Genomic DNA, 23,156 nt, shown 5'->3' on the forward strand with positions numbered 1-23,156 from the left:
CAGGAAGGCAATTGAGCAAGAAAAAAACTTAAATTTCCTGTAGATATCCACGCTAACTTTTACACAAACGATACCAACGGACATGATATAAACTCACTATCCAATTTGATGAAATGTGGTCATTTGTAGGTAATAAAAATCACAAACAATGGCTCTGGTTAGCTATGGATATAGACAGTAAAGAAATTGTGGGTTTTTACTTAGGGGAAAGAGGAGAAAAAGGGGCATTAGGATTGTGGAATTCATGACCAGGTATCTATAGACACTGTGCAGTTTGTTATACAGATTTTTGGTCAGCTTACGATCTTGTTTTTCCTGATTTAAGACATAAATCAGTGGGGAAAGAAACAGGTTTAACAGCTTATATAGAAAGATTAAATATAGCGCTGTGCGCAGGCAACAGGCAACAGGCAACAGCTCATCTGGGGGAATAAATTGCCGATAATATAAGATTTTTAGCTATTTGGCCACTCCTGCAATTTGTAAATATACCAGCGCTCATTGCTATAATACTTGGCGTCAAAGAATTTCTCGGTTGGTCAGAAAGAGTTTATCCTTTTCTAAAAAGCTATAAAACCATTTAGGAGTTATTTGGTATTTCATTGATAATTATAATGAAGCGTTGGCGGATCCTAGCGGCAGCTATATCGCCTGACCACCATTTGATCACTACATATACAGGACTACCAAAACTTTCTCTGATACTACTCTTTCTTCTTATTTCTTCTCTCCTGACTCGGTTCTCCTGACTCCCCCTCCTGGGAGGGGTTAGGGATGGGTTGACTCCTAAAGAATAGACATCTGGTAAAAATCCAAAATAAAATCAATTCTCACACTAGATATATCAATTCTTTCTCCCTACTGCCTACAGCAAAGCTGCCTACTCCCTCTTTTCTGGAGATATCTAATTAAGATTAATACCATACACGATTTTCAGCAACGCCATTATTTTAAAGTAATCACAGTTTTCACCACACCCGCACGTTGCCCCCACGCCGTAATTTCAATTTCACAACCAGCAAAACCTTTAACTACCCACTCAACATGACAACGATAATCATTACCTCGAGCAGAATTAGCAAACGCTTTATTCGATCGCCCCTCTAAATGACCTATTTCCTGTAACTGCTTCCCACTAAGCAACATTACACTTTCAGGCAAAGTCAACATAACCTCTATAGGTCGAACACTTTTTCCTTCCCTAGCTTTTTCACTGGTATAAGTAGGCAAAAATCCCTGATTTTCCAACTGCACCACTACCAAATAAATATCACCACCCTGATGCTCAACTACCATCTGACTCACTGCCAAACGAGGTGACATCAAAGCATGAGAAATAGCAAACTGACAATGTTGCTCACACAACTTTGGTAAATATTCCACAGGAGCATTTTGCCAAACCTTCTTATGATTCCATCCACCAATTTCTAAAGTACCCAGTTGCGGATGTTCAAACGGTTGCCAGTCAATAAAACCCTTCCCACCCAATTTTTCATCATTCCACTGCATCAATTTCAGATCGTCTGAAACAGGATGGTGTCGTAACCACTTAACATAATCTTCCTTCTTAACTCCCGCTGCGGTAGGTGCATCCCAAAGTTCTATAATAAAACCAAACCAACCAAAGCGCTCATAACAATAATCATCCATTGCACCATAAGTCTTCCGATTAGCAGGATAGCAAAAGTTATGATAAACCGAAACACATTCATAACCAGTAATTTCAGTACCCTTTTCCCCAATCAACTTGTAAATTTCCAAATCCTCCACAGGCAAACGGTCGTCTGGGTAAATGCTATAAGGACGTAAAATTACCGCAGAAAAGGTATGATAACTAATAAAACCATTAATATTAGAATGCTTCCGCCAAAATTCTGCTACAGCACGAGTTTCCGGTTCAGAAAAAGGAAAATCTCCAGCACCTTTTTGTTTTCCCTCCGGTTGCCACTTATAAGGATAGTTGCGATTAAAATCCATTCCTTCCAGTGCAGGAGCAATTTTAATATCATAACCATTATAGTTTTTGATAATTCCCTCTGGCAGAATAGTGTAGTAAGTGCCTCCAAATTCATCGGGTTCGCGACGCACCATTATTCTAGAGTCTTCTGGCGAAATTTTCCACGCTCCACAATCATCTTTGAGTCGCATCTGCAAAATTAACCCATCCCCATTTACATCTTCCCAGTGAAGTCCGTCGCGTTCTTCAGGATATGGATAATGACGAATACTCGATCGCAATCTTTGGGGAGTTGTTAAATATTGTTCTGCTCCATCAACAGCAATACGAGGTAATACATAAACTGTGTAGTTATCTAATAAACGAGTAATTTGAGGTTCCCTAGCATAATTATTTAGTAGATGATAAATAATATATAGAGCAACAGCAGAACCTGTAACTTCTCCAGCATGAATATTAGCATCAATCCAATATCCAGGTTTTTCTTTTGCTTTTCCTGTATTTTGATTAGTAACAGTAGCTAAGAAAATATCTAATCCACCATAGCTTTTACCAATAACTTCTAACTTAATCAAATGGGGATTACTTTCACTCATTTGATACAAAAAATTCACCACTTCTTGATATGTATAGTAGTGGCTAAAATCAAACCCTGATTCTGTCATTTTAAATTATTAAGTCTCTATATATGTAATTAAATTAGAATTAGTATTTGTTAGAATTATCCAGCCAAACTGGAGACTAACATTATCAGTTTTAACCATAATTATTAAACTCTTTGTGACTATTAGAAATGTCCAATAATAAAAAATAAAATCAATTATCTCACATAAATTATCAATTATTTTCCCTTACCGAAAAATTCAGGTATCAAGCCTCTCCATTCATGGAGAAAAAGCGGTCGTTTGTGGAGCATTCCGTAGGATGGGATGGCGATCTTCGGAGCGGGTCTGCAAGAACGGGTCTCCTCGCCATATCCAATCGACCAAGAGAAGAAAAAAAATCCTTTTATTCAATCTTCTTATTTATAAGAAGAGGTAATTCTAAACTCTTAATTCTAAATTCTAAATTCTAAATTCTTGAATCCCTACTCCCTCTTTTGTGAAGATCTCTATTTGTAATTAGGGCTTGCTGATTAAATATAAAACCATTGACTGATATTGGTTTTAGGCTTTTTATGTCTTGAAAAAGTATGAGCTTTTCGGTAGCTTAAGTTAAAAAAGTGAGGATTTTCACCGAAGCAAAAGCCGAAAAACCACTCTGACAATTGTTACTCCTACCTCCTCGCTCATTCCCATTTTTCCTGTCTCCTGTCTCCTGTCTCCTGTCTCCTGTCTCCTGTCTCCTGTCTCCTACCCCAGCAAAAAGACTTTCCATAAGCAAACCCTAATTATGTTCCCACTTCCACATACTACTAGAAATCAAATTTGTCAAAATGTGCGCAATAATTGGTATTAATAAATTATCTGTTGCTAAAGCACTATATCCCAACACCATTCCAACTATTATTGCCCAAATCATATAAGGCCATTGTTGCTTACCACTCAAATGTAAAACACCAAAGAAAATACTTGAAGCAACTAATGCCACTGTATCCAATCCCAAGGCAGACAAAATTACACCTCGAAATAACAATTCTTCACTCAATCCTGGTAGTAACCCCAACCAGATTAAATCGGGCCATAACAAAGGAGTCACAACTAATTTAAGATATTGATCTGCACTACGACGGTAGGTAGGCCAAATGCGATAAACTAAGGAACTGGCGATAGTAATACCTAAAGCGATCGCTACTCCCCACAATAATGCTCTTGGATTCCAACTCACAGGTAATAAATTAACACCAAGTAGCAAGCAGGTTTTAGAGATTGCCAGTAATACCAATGCTGTTACCCCCATTGCCACCAATACTTGAGTACGAGTTAGAGGCTCGATTTCTGGATTTTCAGGAATTTGCTCTGTCACTTGTCCGCCATCAAATTAAGTTTGGATTTTATATTTAACTATTGTACAGGATGGTATAGCAGAAGAAAGAAGGAAGAAGAAAGAAGGAAGAAGGAAAAACCTTGCCTTGTCTGAGTTTGACCGCACTTTTTAAGATAGTGAGGTACAGTTCAATATTAATCTCTATCCCCTCTTTCCTACTCCCTCTCTTGGTGCGCGTTCCCTCACAGGAGTCAGCATTCCCTTGCGTTTGTTGCCGACGCGGGGTCGCACCACTACTCCCAAGATGTACCTCATCCACTAGAAAACTGCTGTCAGCTTTTTATCCCACATTCCGCACTTCATTTTGCAACATTAAAAGTAGTATAAAAAAACCGTGGCTTGGTAGGTATTTAGAGCTTGCTGATTAAATCTAAAAGCATTGACATATAAAGACAAGTGCCTTTTTGGGGTCGAATTGCAGTGCAAATTTTTCAGCTGTTCATGCTCATGCATGGCTCGTATTTTAGGCTCATAGTTGGACAGAAAAATCCCAAATTGACAATTGTTACTCCTACCTCCTCGCTCATTCCCATTTCTCCTGTCTTCCCCTACACAGGAGGGGTTAGGGGTGAGTTGCCTCCTACCCCTACTAAAAGACTTTTTCAGCAAACCCTATTTATACTATGCAAATCATCTCAATTACTTTTTTCGTTGATCAAATTCCGAGTAAACAATTAAGCATAAATACTTGCTTGATTATGTACTCAATCACGATAGCTATGATTTTCTCCTAAATTCTGACTCCTGTCTTCCCCTACACAGGAGGGGTTAGGGGTGGGTTGTCTCCTGACTCCTTCTTCTATTATAATACATTTTGTGGTGCGGAATGTGGGTTTATATGTCCTAACCTTTGCTTCGACTACTGTACTACTGAATTTTAGCAATTGGTAATATTTCTGGCCTTAAAGCTTCTGGATTAATGCCAGACCGATGAGCAACCAATACCCCCAACGCCTCCAAATATGAATTAACCTCTAATGCTTTTATCCCCAAACTTTCTGGTGAAGCTTGCATTTGAGTTTGATTTTCTCTAACAGCAATAATTTGCGCTGGAGTTTGACTGAAACTCATTACTGCACTACCACCACAAGCAGTAGCAGGTACAACTACAGCATCTACTTGTTTTGCCAAAATAGTATTAGGGAGTAGGGGACTATCTTTTGTATTTACTAATTGTGGCGCTCGACTCAACCCCACTAATACACAAGGTAAAAATGTGTAACCAATTTCTTCCGCAGCAGACTGAGGCGATAAGTTAGGGTCTAAAGGTAGAGGTAATAAAGCAGGAGCATGAGCACAGGGAACCTGAAAAGTTTTGACAATCAGATGACTAATAACTGCTTCTGCACCAGCTAAAGGGTCAACTCCTTGTCCATGGCGATATAATTGTAATCCTGTACTACCTTCATCATCGGGAAATCTGGCAACAACAGCGATCGCTTCTGCTTTAGCTTTGTGAATTAGAGTTTCTGCTGCTCGTAGCAAACTATCTGAATTAGCTATTGTGCCCCAGGATGCTCCAGAATCAGATTTTTGTAATTGTACTTCTAGTGGAGCATCTGTAATTATATAATCTGTGAGATTTAGCCCTAAAGTTGCTCTAGTCGCATCCGCGGCTTGTAAATGGCGCAGTTGCAATTCTGGTTCAATGCCTTGGTCAAGGATTAAACCGACTCGGTTTTGATGTACAGGTTTTAATCCATACCATCCCTGAGCAAATTTGTCAAGGGCATAGCCTTCTACATAGAGAGCATTAGATAATGGCCAATAGAGTTGTGCCCCATTCAGAACATTGGGGTGAGTAATTAGGAGGTCGCAAGTTTGCGCGATCGCTCGTGCCACTGGTAAAGCATCACCAGCATAACCACCAATAGATGCACCGATACCAGTGGGAATAATTAAGACTACTGTATAAGGTTTTAAGTCGAAGGTCAAAAGTCAAAAAGTAAGTTCAAAAGTTTTAACAAGTTTTTGATTCAATAATTTCAGCAGGAAAGCTAATTTTTAAACTCTATTAAAAATAATTTTAGGTTAGGTATTATCTTAGATAAACCCAACCCTACACTCAACAATTATCAATCAAAAAGCATGAATAACTAATTAAGCATTAGTGCTTAAACTTTCTGATTCAATTACAACAGCTTCTACATGAGCTGTTTGTTTTTCTGTATCTATCTTTGTTACTGCCCAACGTAGAGGTTCGCCACGCCTTTCTAACTCTTTTTCAATTTCTTGATTGAGTTTATTTGGTGATTCTTGCAGGTCAATTTCAGCATTAATAAAATGAGTAGTCATTTCAGTTATCAGTTATCTGTACAATTTTAAGTTAATTAGTTTACGAAATAAACTTTATTTACCGAATAATTAAGCTTTAAAGCCTCTCCTTTAAAGGATAAAAAAGCGGTCGTTTCGACCAAGAGAAGAAAAATTTTTCCTTTTACCTTTTCTTTTCTAGGAGAGGTAATTATTAATTATTAATTATTAATTTTCAAGTCTTCCTTTTCATTCATTTTGAAGCTATTTATGAAGAACCAAATTGGCGATCGTAAACCTCATCTTCCTTTCCAGTTTCTATCTTTAAATTAGACCGAGGATAGGCAACACATAATAAGACATAACCCTCTGCTTGGAGTTCTGGACCAACTCCCATACCATCAGCTTGATCTACAGTACCCTCTCCAATAATTTTTGCTGCACAGGTTGTACAAACCCCTGCGTTGCAAGAATTAGGCAAACCTAGTTCAGCTTCCTCAGCAACCTCTAATATTTTTTTATCATCTGGCACCTGAATAGTGTGAGTTTGTCCCTGGTGTTGAATTTCAACAGTATAAGTCTTTGACATATTGTAATTTGTAGATTTAATTCCAGAGAGGAATTTAGGCTCCTTGATTTTATGAAATCCTATGTATATTAGCCCTTTTAGAGATTGAGGGCAACGCTAATTCTCCGAATAGTTACAAAATTTTACAATCCGAATAGTTACAAAATTTTTCAATATTCAAAAATCATTTATCTGAGATAAAAATAATTTTTCTCTTTTAATTATTTTTTATTCAAATGACATTTTTATTAACAGCAGGTATTACTAATTCAAGAAAATCTAAAAGTAATTTTATCTAGAAAATAAATTTCAAAATCCTCTTTGATTTATTATGATTTTTTATTTTTTAGCTTTACTTCAAGACAAATTTAAATAGCCATGCTAGAAATATACAACAGTGGAAAGAAAGGGTGCTGACATATCAAAAGCTTAAAACTTATACCAATTTCTTGAAGAAGGAGACAGGAGACAGGAGACAGGAGACAGGAGGAAAATTACATGGGGATTCTCACCCCAAGTAATTTTGAACACCGTGTAGACGGTGGGGTATTAAACCCACAAAGAAAATGATAAAATATTGTTACAGTGAAGACACAGGGAACAGGGAACAGGGAACAGAGAAAGAAAAACATAAATATTAAAGAGGAAAAAAAGTGGAAATTTTAGAATTTATAGAATTTATAATTTTTTCTTTTAGGAATAAATCACAAATTAAGATGTAACTGCCTTTTTTGAATTTGGTATTAGACAAAGCAATATTTTTCCTTCTTCCTTTTTCCTTCTTCTTTTTTGATTCTGCTATACTATAAAAAAACCTTGCAGGATTAAAAAAAATAACTTAAGTAGCTAGACATAATTCAACGCAAAAAAAATGAAATTACTTGATTTAATCAAAACTATTATGTAGTTCATAAAACTGTCAACTTCTATACCTGTAATCTCCTGATTAAAATTAATTTCAAAGTAAAATCAGACCGCTTTTGATATTTTTATTGCTTGTTCTTTGTTTTGGTAACTATTTGACTGTTGAAGTATAGCATTACTTTTGGTAATTGGTATTATATAATCGGGTTTTATATAAATACGCTACTTTAGCACTTGCTAGTAACAGGCAGCAGAGAATAATTTAACGTATCACCAAATCTGACTTAGTACATTATTACCTGCCTCTCTAATATTATTTCCCTTTTTTCCTTCCCTTTTCCCTCTTCCTTCTACTATAAAAAATCCCCTGCTATAAAAAATCTATAGCAGAGGATAAATGCAATTTAAAACCTCAGAAAAATAATTACTGGTTTAACTGCGGTCAGCTATAGCTACAGGTTCAAAACTCGGTATAACCAAATCATCATTTTGCTTAGTTAACTGGTTATACAGTTTTTCAGTATTCGGGAAATTAGCAGCAGGTAGAGTCGGGAAGCGACGATAAGGAACAGTATCCTCCCCAAACATCTCAATATACTCAGCACTATTCACCATAGCGTTGATAAAACCTTTAATACCCAAAGTTGCCAGAATCTGATTATACTTACGAATCTCAACTTGATTGCGAGGAGCACGTCCTAAGAAATGTTTAGTACCAAGTTCAATTACCTTAGTATTAGGATAGGGTGTATAAAACTCCTTAACATAAAGTTTAGAACAACCTAACCCTTCAATAAATTCCTTGAGGTTGATTTCATCATTGCCTAACTTACTTTCTAAGGAAGAGAACTCACTCTTAACAATGTAAGGATCGATATCGCGTTCAAAAATCTGACGATAAGCAGCAGCAATAATCAATTTCACCTGTTGCTTATCTTGGGTACTTGTCAACTTAAATACCTTAGACTGCTCCCGTTGCTTGTTAACACCTTGACCAACCCGGAACTCAATATCAGGTTCAGTGCGCATTTCGGCAGGAGTACCCAACTCCACAAATCTTGGCGTAACTTCTTTCTCAACTTGTAGATTTTTGTCACCAATACTGCCAACTCTTGTATTTCGTAATGACAAACCACCAGGAGTTAGATAACGTTCATAAGGAATAGTATCTTCTCCAAAAGATTCATTGTATTCTTGACTATCGATGATTGCATCTACTAGAGCATAGAAACCCTTCTTGGCACAAATATCGAAGTAAGAATTAATTTCCTTACGTCCATAAGTCGGACGACCTAACAACCGCCGATGAATGTACTCAATAGCTTTGCACACATACAAAGAACTCCAGTACATATTACGGAAAGTATCAGACTTCGCTAAAGCACGAATGAACTCGCGAATAGTGATATCACCATTTTCTAGTTTGTTCTCAGCACTCTTTAGACGCTGACCATCGTAAACATCACGACCGAATACCTGACGATAAGCGGCTGTAATAATTTTTTGAGTAGAACTTTCAGAGAACTTAATGCTAGCACCGTTGCTGCCACCAGAGTTACTGAAACCACTACTAACATAACCTCCAGGCAGTTGGTCAAGTTTGAAAACCTTTGGACCAAGAGAACCAGGATTTTTAGCTCTTGCACCAGGGTTACTAATTTGGCTATCAATACCAGCACCCTGACGAATTAGAATCCGACGAGTATCTTTGCCAAAAGGTGCAGGACGATTTTTGGGACTACGGGTTTCTTTCGGGAAGATTGCCCCAAACTGGATTTCTAATGGATCGTTACCCCTACCATAAACGTGTTGGTCTGGCAAGGGCTGATTGTAGTCAGCAAATAAGGTAACAAATTGAGGTACTTTGCGGAAAGGGGCACTGAAGTTAAACAGATCGATTTGTGGTCCCCAGTTACGACATTCCTGAGCCTCTTGGCCTAGACCACGGAGATATGGTACTGTCTCTTCGCCAAAATAATCCGAGTATTCTTGAGAGTCCACCATGGCATCTACCAAAGCGGACAAACCACCTTTGGTAACAATGTTAAAGTATTTGCTGAACTCTTGGGGCGAACTCAAACCCCTACCCAAAAAGTGACGAGCTGCCAATTCTACAACACGACTATTGACAAAACCCTCATAAAACTGTTTCCGGTACAAAGGAGATTTACCCAAACGACGGATAAACTCTTTCATGGAGATTTCGCAATTCTTGGCCTGAGATTCCAGGTAGGAAATATTCAGACTATAAGCTCGGAAAATATCCCTCTCAAATACCTGGCGATAAGCAGCTTTAATGACATCCTGTTTCTCAAAATTAGACAAACCAGGTTTCATCACAAATTTTTGTCGCTTTTCAGCAGCATTAAAGTAAATTTGTGGTAGTGCTAAACCTTGTTGGTCTGAACTTTGACCCCGGCGTTGCTTATTAGAGGGTGTTGAGCCACGGAATTCAGTTAAAAGGACATCAAAGTATTGCGCAACAATTTCCCTTGCTTCCTGGTCTTGAAAATATCTAATCGAAGCTTGTCGCATCTGTTGGATAGCTACAATTGTAGCTGCAGAGGAACAGGCATTCTCAATGATTTCTCTTAAACCACGAACGTTGACTGAGATAATATTAGGGTCTCCCGCCACAATAGCGTAAGTAATATAGCGTAAGAACCAAGATAAATCCCGCAAGGATTTGGTCATATTAACTGGACCATACCGAGACACACTAATTGGCCTAAAACCGGCAGGTACAGGGCCAGCACTACTAGCTCCTAAATTAGTGAACAGCGAGCGTATACCCTGCAATGGGTTGTTTCCTTTCTTGTTCTCTACATAAGTAACAGTACCTAGCTTCATGCCTTCAGAAACTGATGTTGTTGCAGCCGTAACAGCACTCATGGCCATTTCTTCTTCATCTGGCTTTTCTAAAAAGGCTAAAGGCGAACCACCAGTAAAAATAGTATTGGCAGCAACAGAAACAATTCTTTCTGAATTATTAGTCAGTATCTGAGCAATTTCTAAACGTTTTGCTCCTGAACTAAAAAAAGTTGCTAGTTCATCTAGTTCTCCTTTTCCTAAAAAGCGGTCTTGTTGTTCCGCTTGAGAAATAGTTGATACTGGTACAGTTTGATATAGTTGCGGACGTGCAACTGAGCTTCCACCACTTGCTTTGACAGTCATTCGATTATTATTGCTCCCTATTTTGAAGTTTTTACAGCTTCTATTCAGACTGTTAGCTTGAATTTTTATGACATTTCCCAGACATTTTCTCTAGAGAGTAAGTATGGGTTTTTATGAAGTTGCAATGAAAATTTTTCCTACTGTAAAAGCTGGTTTTCACAGAGTATAAAATATTTTTTACTACCTGTGTTTTATTGACTTCCATCAGCAACTTAATTGATACTTAAGGCGATACCCCACCTCAAAGTTTATGTCTTATTTTAGCTATTTTATCTGCTTACCTCTGGATTATTGTTGAAAGCATAGTTATTTTTATTAACACCATACTTGCTGAATTTCCACAGATAAACTATTGTAGCTTTACATCAAAATTTTCCGTTTAGATTCGTCTTAACATCAGCATTAAAATTTTATTTTTTGCAGATATTCTAACAGAAAATCTTTAAAAACTAGGCTGAATTTATATTAAGTATTGCCTAGCTCAATGTACCTACTTTATTTCCAATCTTGGCTTGGTTATTTAACCTGAGGTTTTGTAACACTAACCCGATAGAAATATTGAGGCAAAAGAAAGCAGGTATTTTTGCTATTTTTATGTTCTAGCTTTTCCTTACTTTGTTTCAAAGGTAAAATATCTTAGGCTAATTACCCGCGTTTGTTAAAAACCTTACAGAATTTTATTTTATAGATTTATGGTCATTTATCTTAGAAAAAATAATAATTTTTGTTAAGTAACTGTTGCTCCGATGGCATAAGTCAAAAGTCAATATTTAATTGCCAAAAGTTATATCAATCTTTTTTAATCGAATTTAGACAAAAGCGCTATCTTAAATACCAATTTTATGTGAGGCTGCACAGAATTAGGTATTAGGTCTTAGGTGTTAAGTGCCACAGAATTATGAAATTTATCAACTTGTCTATCTCGATTTACAGTCAACTCTGATAAATATATTATTCTACGCAACCTTATGCTGAAAGGATAAATATAGTCAGCCTTAAGTTCTTTGAAACCTTTAGAAACTCGAAATAACCTTTTGCAAATCGGGCAAACATATCCTTCTAAAAACTTTCAGGAATTTCTCTCATAAAAATTCTACTTTTGGAAAATATTTCTGACAATTTCAACTGCTGCATCAAACTGTTGTTTTTGCCCTTTGACTCCATTCCAGCGCCCCTTTGATTCTGGATATCTATCATCACCCAATAACTCTTTACCAGTTTTTCTAGGACTTCTGATGAACTTGCTGCTCAAGTTCCATTGTTCATCAGATAATTCTTCTGGCGATATACCTAACTCAACTGCACCAGCAATAAACAAAGCTAACTGTTTATATTTATCAACACTAATTCCTTGCGATTTTTCTCTTAAAATCATATTCATCCATTTAGCAAATTCTCCAAAGTAGCGATTTTCAATCTCACTAAAAGAAGAAATTAGAGTTTCATTTTCATTTAAATCTTGGTGTTTAAGTTGCGCGCAGTAAATATCTAAAGCATTTTCTGTCAACCCCCCAAATCGAATTTTAAGATGTGACATATTATTCTTTAATAAACTATCTAGCTTATCTCGTTCAAGACAAATGAGATACCATAAAAACATTAAAGATGGTGTTTGACCTTTTGCGATCTCTTTTCCTTTCCACCATTGATACCACTTTTCTCTAGCATCATTAAAACTATTCCAAGGAGGATTTATACCTTGTTTTTCAGCTAGGTCAAGCATTCTTTGAAACGGCTTATGATTACCTTCATCATTTTCACTATCCTCATCATTTACAGGAGTAGGATATTTGTGAATACCTACTAATCGAATAAAAGTAACTGATTTAGATTCACTATAGTAAGCTAACCTAATGTCTTGACCAGAAAGAGGAGTACCACCTTCATTTATTCTTCTGAATATTTCCAATTTTGTTTCTAGGCTTAAGTCTCTGGGAAGATAAATAATAGTTAAAGGATAATCCAGAAATATGTTTTGCAGCTTTATATCTAAACCTTCATATTTCTGACCACTATAATATGTTGCTTGAGGTGCTATATAAGAAGTTTTTGCATCATCAGTCATCGTCAAATCATTATTATAAAATTTCAAGATAGTGCTAAGACGTTGTTGACCATCGACTACTTCATAGTTACGGTTTTCATCTTCACAAAAAAAGAAAGCTGGTATTGTGAGATTATTTAATAAAGATTCTATAAAGAGAGATTGTTTACGAGCATCCCACTGTTCAGAATCTCTTTGATAATCGGGAATATACACCCTTTTATTCTTCAATCTGCTCAAAATAGTCTCTATACTTTCGCTTTGAGATTTTGTCTGATCCTGTACTAGAGGTGAAAAAGAATTTGTCATATTATTTATAACTTTATATTAGGAATTGACACAATTATTGTATCTTTGTAATAACCTTTTCCCAAATTAACACAGCAACACTAACAACAATTTGCAAATTTATCGATTTAAGAAATTACATATATAGCACTATAATTTTTAGCAAATATATTTAGTAACTATTAAACCCAAAACAAAATGAAGGATAAATTAGATATCAGTGCTGCTGTAGAGGGACTGTACGATACTTTTCCATTTCCACCAGACCCTTTAGTAGATGAAGCACCTCCTGGATACAACTGGCGCTGGAGTTGGCCAGTAGCTTACAGTTTTTGCACTGGTCAAACACCCCAAAAACAAAATATTAAAATTTTAGATGCAGGTTGTGGTACTGGTTCTAGTACAGATTATTTGGTTCATCTTAATCCTCAAGCATCTGTGGTTGGAATTGATTTGAGTAGTGGTGCTTTACAAGTGGCCAAGGAACGGTGTAGTCGTTCGGGAGCTTCACGAGTAGAATTTCATCATCTCAGCATATATGATGTAGGCCAAATAGAAGGAGAGTTTGACTTTATTAATTGTGTAGGAGTACTGCACCATTTACCCGATCCAATTAAAGGTATTCAAAATCTTACTTTGAAGTTAGCTCCTGGTGGAATTATGCACATCTTTGTTTATGCAGAGTTGGGTCGCTGGGAAATTAGACTCATGCAACAGGCGATCGCCATCCTTCAAGGTAATAAAGGTCGTAACTATAAAGATGGAGTAAAAATCGGACGTCAACTTTTTGCTTCTCTACCAGAGAATAACCGTCTTGTCAAATATGAACAAGAAAGATGGGCTTTTGAGAATAAAAGAGATGAGTGTTTTGCAGATATGTATGTCCATCCCCAAGAGATTGATTATAATATTGATACTCTGTTTGAATTGATAGAAGCATCTGGTTTAGAGTTTCTGGGATTTTCTAATCGTGAATACTGGAATATAGACAGACTGATCGGAAAATCTTCCGAGTTGCTCGACAGAGTTGTTGGTTTGGACGAGCAAGAACGTTATCGTTTAATTGAATTATTAGACCCTCAGATTAGTCATTACGAATTTTTCTTAGGTAGGCCACCCTTGCCCAGAATTGATTGGTCTGACGATCGCCTTCTATTAGCAGCAATACCTAAATTAAGTCCTTGTATTCAGGGATGGCCGAGCGAGAATATATTTGATGGTGAATATAAATTGGTAAATTTGTCAAGGAAAGAATATGAATTTCTACAAGCTTGTGATACTAACTCAAACAGTCAATCCCCATCCACAGTAGGAGAAATATTAGCTAATATACCAGTGGAATTAGAAATTGTGCGATCGCTTCAGTCCAGACTTTTGATTCTACTTACCGAATAATTAAGGTAAAATGCCTCTTCTTTAAAGGAGAAACAAGCGGTCGAGGGATGGCGAGGTCTCCTCGCCATATCCAATCGACCAAGAGAGAAAAAATTTTCCTTTTATTCAATCCTCTTCCTTTTAGGGCTATGCTTTACCCACATCTTTAACTTAGCAGAAAACTTGACAAAATAGACGAGTTATGCATAAGTCTTGGTTCAGGTTTTTCGGGAGAAAAAATGTATGTAAAAAGACTTTTTTTTGACAACTTCAGTAGTTTTACTTAGCTACTATGATTTTTTCTCCTTTCTCCCCTGCTCCCTCTCTTGGTGCGCGTTCCCTTGGGTCTGTCGCCGACGCGGGGTCGCACCGCTGCTCTCCTCCTCCCCACAAGGGTTTCAAGACTTATGGGTAAGGGATAGCTTTTAGGGAGAGGTAATTAGGGTTTGCTGATTAAATCTAAAAGCACTGAAATATAAAGGTTGAGCGCATTTTTTAGTTAAAAAAAGTCCAAGCTTAATGGTCATAATGGTTCAAAAAAGAGCGCATTTTAGGCTCATAGTTGCGCAGAATAATCCCTTGGTTATTCTTCCTCCTACCTCCTAATTAATTCCCATTTCTCCTGTCTTCCCCTCCACCGGAGGGGGAGGGGCGAGGGGTGAGTTGTCTCCTGTCTCCTACCCTTGCCCATAAGACTTTTTCAGCAAACCCTAATTATCAATTATTGAACAATGCCCAACAGAGAATATAAAAAAATATAAATGATTCTTAGGTAAGTCATACCTAAGTGATGTCTAATTTTAGGTATCACTTAAACTTTTTTTTTCAAAATTAACCTAAATTGATAAAACTATGAGTCAAGAACCTCAGAGTATTAGTTCTGCTTGGGCACATAAACCTCCTGTAAATGCTTCAAAAGTCGAGGCCGATTATGACTTTTTAGCCGATGATTATGACGATCTCATCAAGCAATGGGCGTATGAAGGCCCTCGAATTGGTGTTGAGCTAGCCAAGCAGTTTTTCTCACTTGAAGACTTGATTCTAGATGCTGGTTGTGGTACTGGCCTTACTGGAGAATTTCTCTACAATCAGGGTTTTACCAATATCATAGGTGTTGACATCTCCCAAAAATCACTGGATAAGGCGGTTCAGCGCCAGGTATATCGTGAATTAGTGAAAGCCAACCTGCAGGAACCGCTTTCATGGCCAGACAACACCTTTGATGCTACATACTGTATTGGAGTTCTTACCTATTTTCCAAATCACTTCCCTTTACAAGAATTTTGCCGTGTCACCCGTCCTGGGGGATGGGTGATCTTTTCACAGCGGGTTGATTTATTTGAAGACGGGGGTCACGGAACAGAATATAACTCTATGGAATCCCAAGGGTTATGGCAGCAAAAATACATCTCTCAGCCAATGGCTTACCTTCCTGGACATTCAGAATATGCCCAGAAAATTCTTGTTTATTACCTTGCTTATCAAGTGACTCAATAACTAGGGCTTGCTGATTAAATCTAAAAGTTTTTATAGATAAAGGTTTTAGCCTTTTTAAGTATCAAAAAGTGCGAGGTTTTAAGTGGTAATGGTTCAATTTAGGAGCGGATTTTGGTCAAGATTTGGGCAGAAAAATTAAGGGACAATTCTTACTCCTACCTCCTCGCTCATTTCCATTTCTTCTGTCTCCTGTCTCCTGCCCCTACTAAAAGACTTTTTCAGCAAACCCTAACTACATTGCATTGATTCTAAAGAATTTCTAAAGGACTCATCCATGTCTACATTCCGCATTAGCCAAACGAATGATTGGCAAATGTGCTGAAATTTGGAATATGTTTGGTCCAACCGAAACCACAATTTGGTCAACCCTAGCTCCAATTACAGATGCAAAAATCTCAATTGGAGTCCCAATTCACAACACTCGCATCTACATTCTGGATAATAACGAGATCGGTATTGGTGGCAAAGGTTTAGCCTTGGGTTATAAAGACCGCCACCAGTTGAATGCAGAAAAGTTTGTGGATTCAGAAATCGCAGGCGAACGCATTTATCGCACTGGTGATATGGGTCGCATTGATGAGTCTGGACAATTACATTTCCTGGGTCGCATCGATCATCAAGTGAAGGTGAATGGATTTCGCATTGAAACGGGTGAAATCGAAGCCCATATTGACGAATCTGAAGGTGTACAGCAATCCCTAGTTACGGTTAAATCCTATGGATCCGATGACTCCAGATTGGTAGCTTATGTAGTTCCTCAGTTGCACACTACACCCGACATGGTTGCACTTTGGGAACAGGTTTGGACTAAAGCACACAGCGATGAATCGGCAGTTTACGATCCAACCTTTAATTACAGTGGCTACAACAATAGCTTCACTGGTAAACCGATGCCTGAAGCCGAAATGCGGGAATGGGGTCAAAATACCCTAGAGCGCATTCGATCACTGAATCCCACCCAGGTGCTAGAAGTTGGCTGTGGAACTGGTATCCTGCTTTTTGCTCTTGCTCAAGATATCAGACGTTATGTGGGAACCGATATTTCTCAGGCAGCCATATCCTATATCCAAAAACAGCTAAACCAGAATTCAGAGTTAGGCTCCAAGGTAGAGTTACACCATCGTTCTGCCCACAATCTACCGAGTCTGAAGTCTGGAACTTTCGATGCCATCATTCTGAATTCAGTGGTGCAATATTTCCCAAGTATTGATTATTTGGAAAATGTCATTAAACAGTTAATTCCATTGCTTTGTTCCCATGGCTCTATTTTTATTGGGGATGTTCGTAACCTTCTGCTCTTGAATCACTTCCACAAACGACTGTTGGCAAAGGCGACATCGGAAACGGTTAGTGACCAGCAAGTACAGCAGTCCATGAGCAAAGAAGAAGAGCTAGTCATTAGCCCGGAATGGTTTTTAGCCTTGAAAAAAGCGATTCCAGCCATTTCCGAAGTCCGGATCGTGCCCAAAGCAGGAAACTTTGAAAACGAGTTCACCTGCTATCGCTATGATGTGGTGATTTCAATTGGTTCCAGTCCAACTGAGACATTCGAGTGGGTTAATTGGACGCAACAAAACTGGACTAAAACTCGCCTAACACAAACACTTCAGCATCAACCAAAGGTCTTAGGTTTGGCAGCGGTTCAGAATTCCCTGATTGTTCCAATAGATAATGAGAGCGCCATCAAACCAGCAGAATGTTTTGCTCTGGGTGAAATCTATGACTATCACGTTTACATCAGTTGGGCTAATAGTGATGAAAACGGGGTATTTGATGTTGTTTTTCTCAAGGATAACCAGACAGCTCCGATTTTTCCAGAGTCAAACTCAGTATCTTCGGTCAATAAAATAGCTAATTGTCCGATACTACTGAGTTTAGGGCGACAAATAGAGCCTCGCTTGCGGAAGCATTTGCGGGAATTTCTACCCGACTATATGATTCCAAAGGCATTTGTATTTCTAGACTCCTTTCCGCAAACACTCAATGGCAAGATAGATCGCAAGCAACTTCCTGAACCAGATATCAAACGACCAGTACTCACAAACCGTTTTCAACCACCCAATACAGATGAAGAACATATTTTAGTCGAGATTTGGGCTGAAACACTACAAATTGAAGAAGTAGGAATCACAGACAACTTCTTTGAGCTAGGAGGAAGTTCCATTCTTTTAACCCTACTCCATGCCAAAATTCAAGAGCGGTTTGAAGGATCTAATGTCATCGATCAAGTTGACCTCTTTCAATACCCAACAATTCAAGCCCAAGCGAGATATTTACGAAATCAAAAAAATATAAATCTCTCTGAGGAAACTGATCGAGTTCAAAAGAATTCTGAGCAAAATTTCCCTACACAACCCCACCGAGATTTTAGAAAAGCTCTAAACAAACAATCTACTAAAAGTCAGGTTGCAGAAACAGATATTGCCATCATTGGACTCAGTTGTCGGTTTCCTGGTGCAGATAATCCAGAAACATTTTGGCAAAACTTGCAGGAAGGGGTCGAGTCTATTACATTATTTACGGATGAAGAGTTACTGGAAAGTGGTGTTGAGCGAGAATTATTACAGAATCCAAATTACGTCAAAGCCAACCCGATCCTGAAAGATATCCAGAATTTTGATGCCAGATTCTTTGGTATTCCCCCATTTGAAGCCGAGATTATGGACCCACAACAACGGCTATTCTTGGAATGTGCTTGGGAAGCTTTGGAAAGTGCTGGTACTATTCCTACTCAAACCACAGATACCATCGGTCTATTTGCTGGAGCCGGAATTAGCTCTTACTTACATCAGATTTTGTCCCATAGTGGTGACTTCTTTTCATCAGTGGACAACTTTCAGGTTATGCTTGGCAACGACAAGGATTACCTACCAACCAGGGTCTCCTACCGATTAAACCTAACTGGTCCCAGTATCAACGTCCAAACCGCCTGTTCCACATCGCTAGTGGCCCTGCACCTAGCGTGCCAAAGCATCCGCAACGGCGATTGCGATTTAGCCTTAGCTGGAGGTACTTCGGTTGTTCATCCCTACCAAGCTGGCTATATGTTCCAGGAAGGCATGATTTTCTCTCCAGACGGCCATTGTCGCCCCTTTGATGCCAACGCTAAAGGCACCACTTTTGGCAGCGGGGTCGGCGTAGTCGTCCTCAAACCCTTGAGTCAAGCATTGGCAGATGGCGATCCAATTCGGGCTGTGGTCAAAGGTTCAGCGATTAATAATGATGGTGCCGAGAAGGTTGGGTTTACAGCCCCGTCAGTACAGGGGCAAGCTACTGTAATTGCTGAGGCCATGAGAGTTGCCGGAGTTTCACCAGAATCTATTTCCTATGTGGAAGCCCACGGAACGGCAACGGAGTTGGGAGATCCTATTGAAATTAGAGCACTCACCCAAGCATTTGGGAGTCAGACCGATCAGCGTACCTATTGTGCCATCGGCTCGGTAAAGAGCAATATTGGACACCTGATTTCAGCCGCTGGCGTTGCCGGATTGATAAAAACAGTCCTGGCTCTGGAAAATCAACAAATTCCACCGAGTCTCCACTTCCAATCCCCTAATCCTGCAATTGATTTTGAACAGACTCCTTTCTTTGTCAACGCTCAACTCAATCCTTGGACGACCGATGGTAATCCCCGTATTGCCGGTGTTTCTGCATTTGGTATTGGTGGCACCAATGCCCACACCATCATTGCTGAAGCTCCAACAGTTAAGGCGCAAACTAGACCCAGTAGCCGACCTAGAGTATTACTTACCCTTTCCGGCCAATCCGAGCAAGCCGTCGTCGAACTGGCTGCTAAGTATACTCACTTTTTCCAAACACATCCAGATATCTCCCTACCCGATGCTGCCTACACAACCCATTTAGGTAGGAAGCACTTCAACGTTCGAGCAGCCTATGTGGCAAGCGATCGTAGTGAGATGATTCGGGAACTGGAACGCAACCCTGTCCTGCGATCCAGCACCACTGCTTCTGGTAAACTGGCATTCCTATTTACAGGGCAAGGTTCACAATTTGCCGGTATGGGCCGCAGATTGTATGAAACTGAACCCGTGTTTAAAGATGTATTAAATCGCTGTGAAACAGCATTTTTGGGCCATTGCGGGCACTCTCTTCTAGATGTTCTATTGGCAAAAGACGAGGACACCTCGATCCACAGAACCGAATTTGCTCAACCAGGACTCTATGCTCTTGAATGTGGCATTGCTGCCTTGTTCCTTTCTTGGGGCATTCAACCCAGCATGGTGATTGGTCATAGTGTGGGTGAATTTGCAGCCGCATGGGTGGCTGGGGTTTTCCAGTTGGAAGAAGGGTTAATGCTGGTGGCTGAACGTGGACGCCTGATGCAGGAACTCCCAGAGTCAGGGAGCATGATCAGTGTTTTCGCTGCCCAGGATGTGGTTATGGGCTACATACAGGACTACACAGATGTTTCCATTGCTGCAATTAATGGGCCAAAAGCTGTGGTGATTTCAGGTAAACAGGAATCATTAACACAGATTATCCAGCACCTACAAGCAGAACATATCAACTACAGAGAATTAGTTGTGTCCCATGGGTTTCATTCCTCACTGATGGACCCCATTCTGGATACTTTTGAACGATTTGCCTCCCAGTTCGACTTCCATCCACCCCAAATCCCCTTCATTTCTAACTTGACAGGGGATCTTTTGGATGCAGATCGGACCCTAGATGCCACCTATTGGACAGACCATATTCGAGGAACTGTTCGTTTTCATGATGGATTAAAAACTATTGTGGATTCTGGACTAACTATGTTTCTGGAAATTGGACCTAAACCAATCCTCTGTGGTCTAGGACAACGAGAGTTTCCAGAACTGAACTGGATTCCCACTCTTGAAGGACCGCAAAAGGGTTATGGTGATATTTTAGATAGCCTTGCTTGTCTCTATAACTGTGGGATTTCTATAGATTGGAATGCTTTTCATGTCAATGAAAACCGACGGAAAATCCCCCTACCTACCTACGCTTTTCAACGTCAATGTTACTGGCCAGAAACAACTATGATTTCTACACAATCCTCTAGAACTGCTTCACCATCTGCTATTTCAGAGCGGATCGGACGGGAAATGACGGAAATGATTGCAACTATGATGCGAATGGACAGCAGTGCCATCGATCGTGAAACATCTTTCCTCAGCCTAGGACTAGATTCCCTCACCTTATTAAATGTTATTGCCCGTATTGAAAAAGACTACGGCATTACTCTAGCTATTCACCAATTCCTGGATGAGTTGACCAACCTTCAACAACTCATTGACTTCTTAAGTCAGAAAGTCCCACCAGAAAAGGTTTCTCTACCAGTTGTCACCCCATCGGCCAATGGAGCAGCTCTTCTTCACCAACCTGCCCAACCATCTGAACCCACTGTTACCCTTGAAACTAAACTCCCTCAGGAACCAACGGTTTCTTTTGCACCAGTGGAAAACGGCACCTCGACAGCCTTAGAGCGCATTGTTCAGCAGCAACTACTGGTGATGACGAAACAACTGGAAGCTATTCAAGAGAAATCCAGCATGGCTGTGGTCCCCGTGAGTCCCCCTTCTCATCAACAGCAACCCCTGGTTAAGGCAATGGAACCAATGGAACCTGCCAAGCCGGTGGAGGCCACTAAACCAAAACCAGCGGAAAAAATCGGATCGACACCTGCTCCATTCTCATTTTGGGGAGCAAAAGGCAAAGCCGGCAAACCACCAACAGCTGAACAACAGGCATTCATCGACAATTTGGTCCAAGCCTACTCCCAACGCACCAAGGGATCAAAAGAAAATGCCGCTGCCTATCGCAATTACCTGGCAGATCGCCGATCAATTAGGGGCCTTCGTCCCAAACTGAAGGAGATTTTCTACCCAATTGTTGCAGAGCGTGCCGAAGGTTCCCACATTTGGGATATTGATGGCAATGAATACATTGATATTACGATGGGCTTTGGGGTTCATCTGTTGGGTCATAATCCAGATTTCATCATGAATCCGGTTCGCTACACCCTAACCACTGGCGTACAAATGGGTCCTCAAACACCATTGGCCGGAGAAGTTGCCAAACTATTCTCTGAGGTCACGGGGAAAGAACGGGTGACTTTCTGTAATTCTGGGACTGAAGCTGTGATGACCGCAGTAAGGATTGCTCGCGCGGCTTGTGGTAAGCATAAAATTGTGAAGTTTAAAGGTGCTTATCATGGTCACTTTGATGGTACGTTAGCCATTCCGGCACAAACTGATGGAACACCCTATGGCCAACCTATGTTCCCAGGAACGTCACCTAATATGGTGAAAGATGTTATTGTGCTGGACTATGGCAAAGCAGAGAGTCTAGAGGTTATTCGACAACATCGACATGAACTGGCCGCTGTGCTGGTAGAACCTGTTCAAAGCAGACTGCTTAGTCTTGCGCCAAGGGAGTTTTTGCATGAGCTACGTGCCCTGACCCACTCAGAAGATATTCCCCTGATCTTTGATGAAGTGATTCTGGGATTCCGGGCCGCGCCTGGTGGTGCTCAGGAATATTTTGGGATTGAAGCCGATCTTGCAACCTATGGAAAAGCGGTTGGCGGTGGGATGCCGATCGGGGTCGTAGCTGGAAAAGCTAGGTATATGGATCGCATTGACGGGGGCACTTGGAACTATGGAGACCAATCGTATCCCCAAACGGAACCCACTTATTTTGCTGGTACTTTTTGCAAACATCCTCTGGCCATGTCAGCGGCCAAAGCAGTTCTTCTCCATATCAAGGAGCAAGGTGGAGCATTACAAGCCAAATTGAATGACTCTACGGCCCGACTTGCTCAAGCCTTGAATCACTATTTTCAAACTGAGGGACTCATGCTGCGGGCCGATCAGTTTGCGTCGATTTTTAGAATTGAGTTCCAAAGTATGTTTAGTGAACTGTACCTTCCCATTGAAATGGATCTCTTGTTTTACCTATTGATCCACAAAGGGGTTTATGTTTGGGAAGGTCGCGTCTGTTTTCTCTCCGCAGCTCACACTGACCAGGATATCGATCGCATTATTACCGTGGTTAAAGAAAGTGTTGAAGAGTTGCGTTCCGTTGGGTATTTCCCGTCACAAACTTCGCAAAAACCAGTTGCTCAAAAAAAAAACGCACTTATCCCCTAACGGAAGAACAGCAACGCC

12 protein-coding genes and 2 pseudogenes are annotated in these 23,156 nt (G+C 39.7%); 5 read left to right on the plus strand and 9 right to left on the minus strand.

Annotated elements, in window-relative coordinates:
- Positions 1–89: 89 nt before the first annotated feature.
- Positions 90–380, plus strand: a pseudogene (locus D5R40_RS05180) (IS1 family transposase); the annotation flags it as partial.
- 565 nt (positions 381–945) lie between these two features.
- Here D5R40_RS05180 and D5R40_RS05185 read toward each other — a convergent pair.
- From D5R40_RS05185 to D5R40_RS05220, 9 genes are all read right to left on the minus strand, one after another.
- Positions 946–2,622: a M14 family metallopeptidase gene (locus tag D5R40_RS05185; RefSeq protein ID WP_124154317.1), complete on the minus strand. Its 1,677-nt coding sequence runs from the start codon at positions 2,620–2,622 to the stop codon at positions 946–948.
- Positions 2,623–3,166: 544 nt separating this feature from the next.
- Positions 3,167–3,334 (minus strand): hypothetical protein, encoded by a 168-nt coding sequence (locus D5R40_RS36985; RefSeq protein WP_192901035.1) that lies wholly within the window; start codon positions 3,332–3,334, stop codon positions 3,167–3,169.
- 9 nt (positions 3,335–3,343) lie between these two features.
- On the minus strand, positions 3,344–3,922 hold the full coding sequence (locus D5R40_RS05190; RefSeq protein WP_124143176.1) for a CPBP family intramembrane glutamic endopeptidase: 579 nt from the start codon (positions 3,920–3,922) through the stop codon (positions 3,344–3,346).
- A 725-nt stretch (positions 3,923–4,647) separates the two neighbouring features.
- The gene (locus D5R40_RS05195) at positions 4,648–4,827 is read right to left on the minus strand and encodes a hypothetical protein (RefSeq protein WP_124143175.1); all 180 of its coding nucleotides are present in this window, start codon (positions 4,825–4,827) and stop codon (positions 4,648–4,650) included.
- Positions 4,811–5,878: a DUF3326 domain-containing protein gene (locus D5R40_RS05200; RefSeq protein ID WP_124154318.1), complete on the minus strand. Its 1,068-nt coding sequence runs from the start codon at positions 5,876–5,878 to the stop codon at positions 4,811–4,813. The genes D5R40_RS05195 and D5R40_RS05200 overlap by 17 nt, the downstream gene beginning before the upstream one ends.
- A 165-nt stretch (positions 5,879–6,043) precedes the next feature.
- Positions 6,044–6,238 (minus strand): DUF8621 family protein, encoded by a 195-nt coding sequence (locus D5R40_RS05205; protein ID WP_124143173.1) that lies wholly within the window; start codon positions 6,236–6,238, stop codon positions 6,044–6,046.
- 226 nt (positions 6,239–6,464) lie between these two features.
- The gene (locus D5R40_RS05210; RefSeq protein ID WP_124143172.1) at positions 6,465–6,785 is read right to left on the minus strand and encodes a 2Fe-2S iron-sulfur cluster-binding protein; all 321 of its coding nucleotides are present in this window, start codon (positions 6,783–6,785) and stop codon (positions 6,465–6,467) included.
- Between the two features lie 1,275 nt (positions 6,786–8,060).
- Positions 8,061–10,802 (minus strand): phycobilisome rod-core linker polypeptide, encoded by a 2,742-nt coding sequence (locus tag D5R40_RS05215; RefSeq protein WP_124143171.1) that lies wholly within the window; start codon positions 10,800–10,802, stop codon positions 8,061–8,063.
- A 1,093-nt stretch (positions 10,803–11,895) separates the two neighbouring features.
- A complete protein-coding gene (locus D5R40_RS05220; RefSeq protein ID WP_124154319.1) occupies positions 11,896–13,155 on the minus strand; it encodes a DUF262 domain-containing protein in 1,260 nt (419 codons plus the stop codon).
- Between the two features lie 177 nt (positions 13,156–13,332).
- Here D5R40_RS05220 and D5R40_RS05225 point away from each other — a divergent pair, with 177 nt between their 5' ends.
- The 4 genes and pseudogenes from D5R40_RS05225 (at position 13,333) to D5R40_RS05235 (ending at position 23,138) form a co-directional block, all read left to right on the plus strand.
- A complete protein-coding gene (locus tag D5R40_RS05225) occupies positions 13,333–14,529 on the plus strand; it encodes a class I SAM-dependent methyltransferase (RefSeq protein WP_124154320.1) in 1,197 nt (398 codons plus the stop codon).
- Positions 14,530–15,360: 831 nt separating this feature from the next.
- On the plus strand, positions 15,361–16,005 hold the full coding sequence (locus D5R40_RS05230; RefSeq protein ID WP_124143169.1) for a class I SAM-dependent DNA methyltransferase: 645 nt from the start codon (positions 15,361–15,363) through the stop codon (positions 16,003–16,005).
- Positions 16,006–16,304: 299 nt separating this feature from the next.
- Positions 16,305–17,318 (plus strand): annotated as a pseudogene (locus tag D5R40_RS42435) (methyltransferase); the annotation flags it as partial.
- 621 nt (positions 17,319–17,939) lie between these two features.
- Positions 17,940–23,138 carry an aminotransferase class III-fold pyridoxal phosphate-dependent enzyme gene (locus D5R40_RS05235; protein ID WP_375339369.1) on the plus strand — a complete coding sequence of 1,733 codons (5,199 nt, stop codon included), beginning with the start codon at positions 17,940–17,942 and terminating at the stop codon, positions 23,136–23,138.
- Positions 23,139–23,156: the final 18 nt, after the last annotated feature.

This window comes from Okeania hirsuta, from assembly GCF_003838195.1.
GTDB classification, from domain to species: Bacteria; Cyanobacteriota; Cyanobacteriia; order Cyanobacteriales; family Microcoleaceae; genus Okeania; species Okeania hirsuta.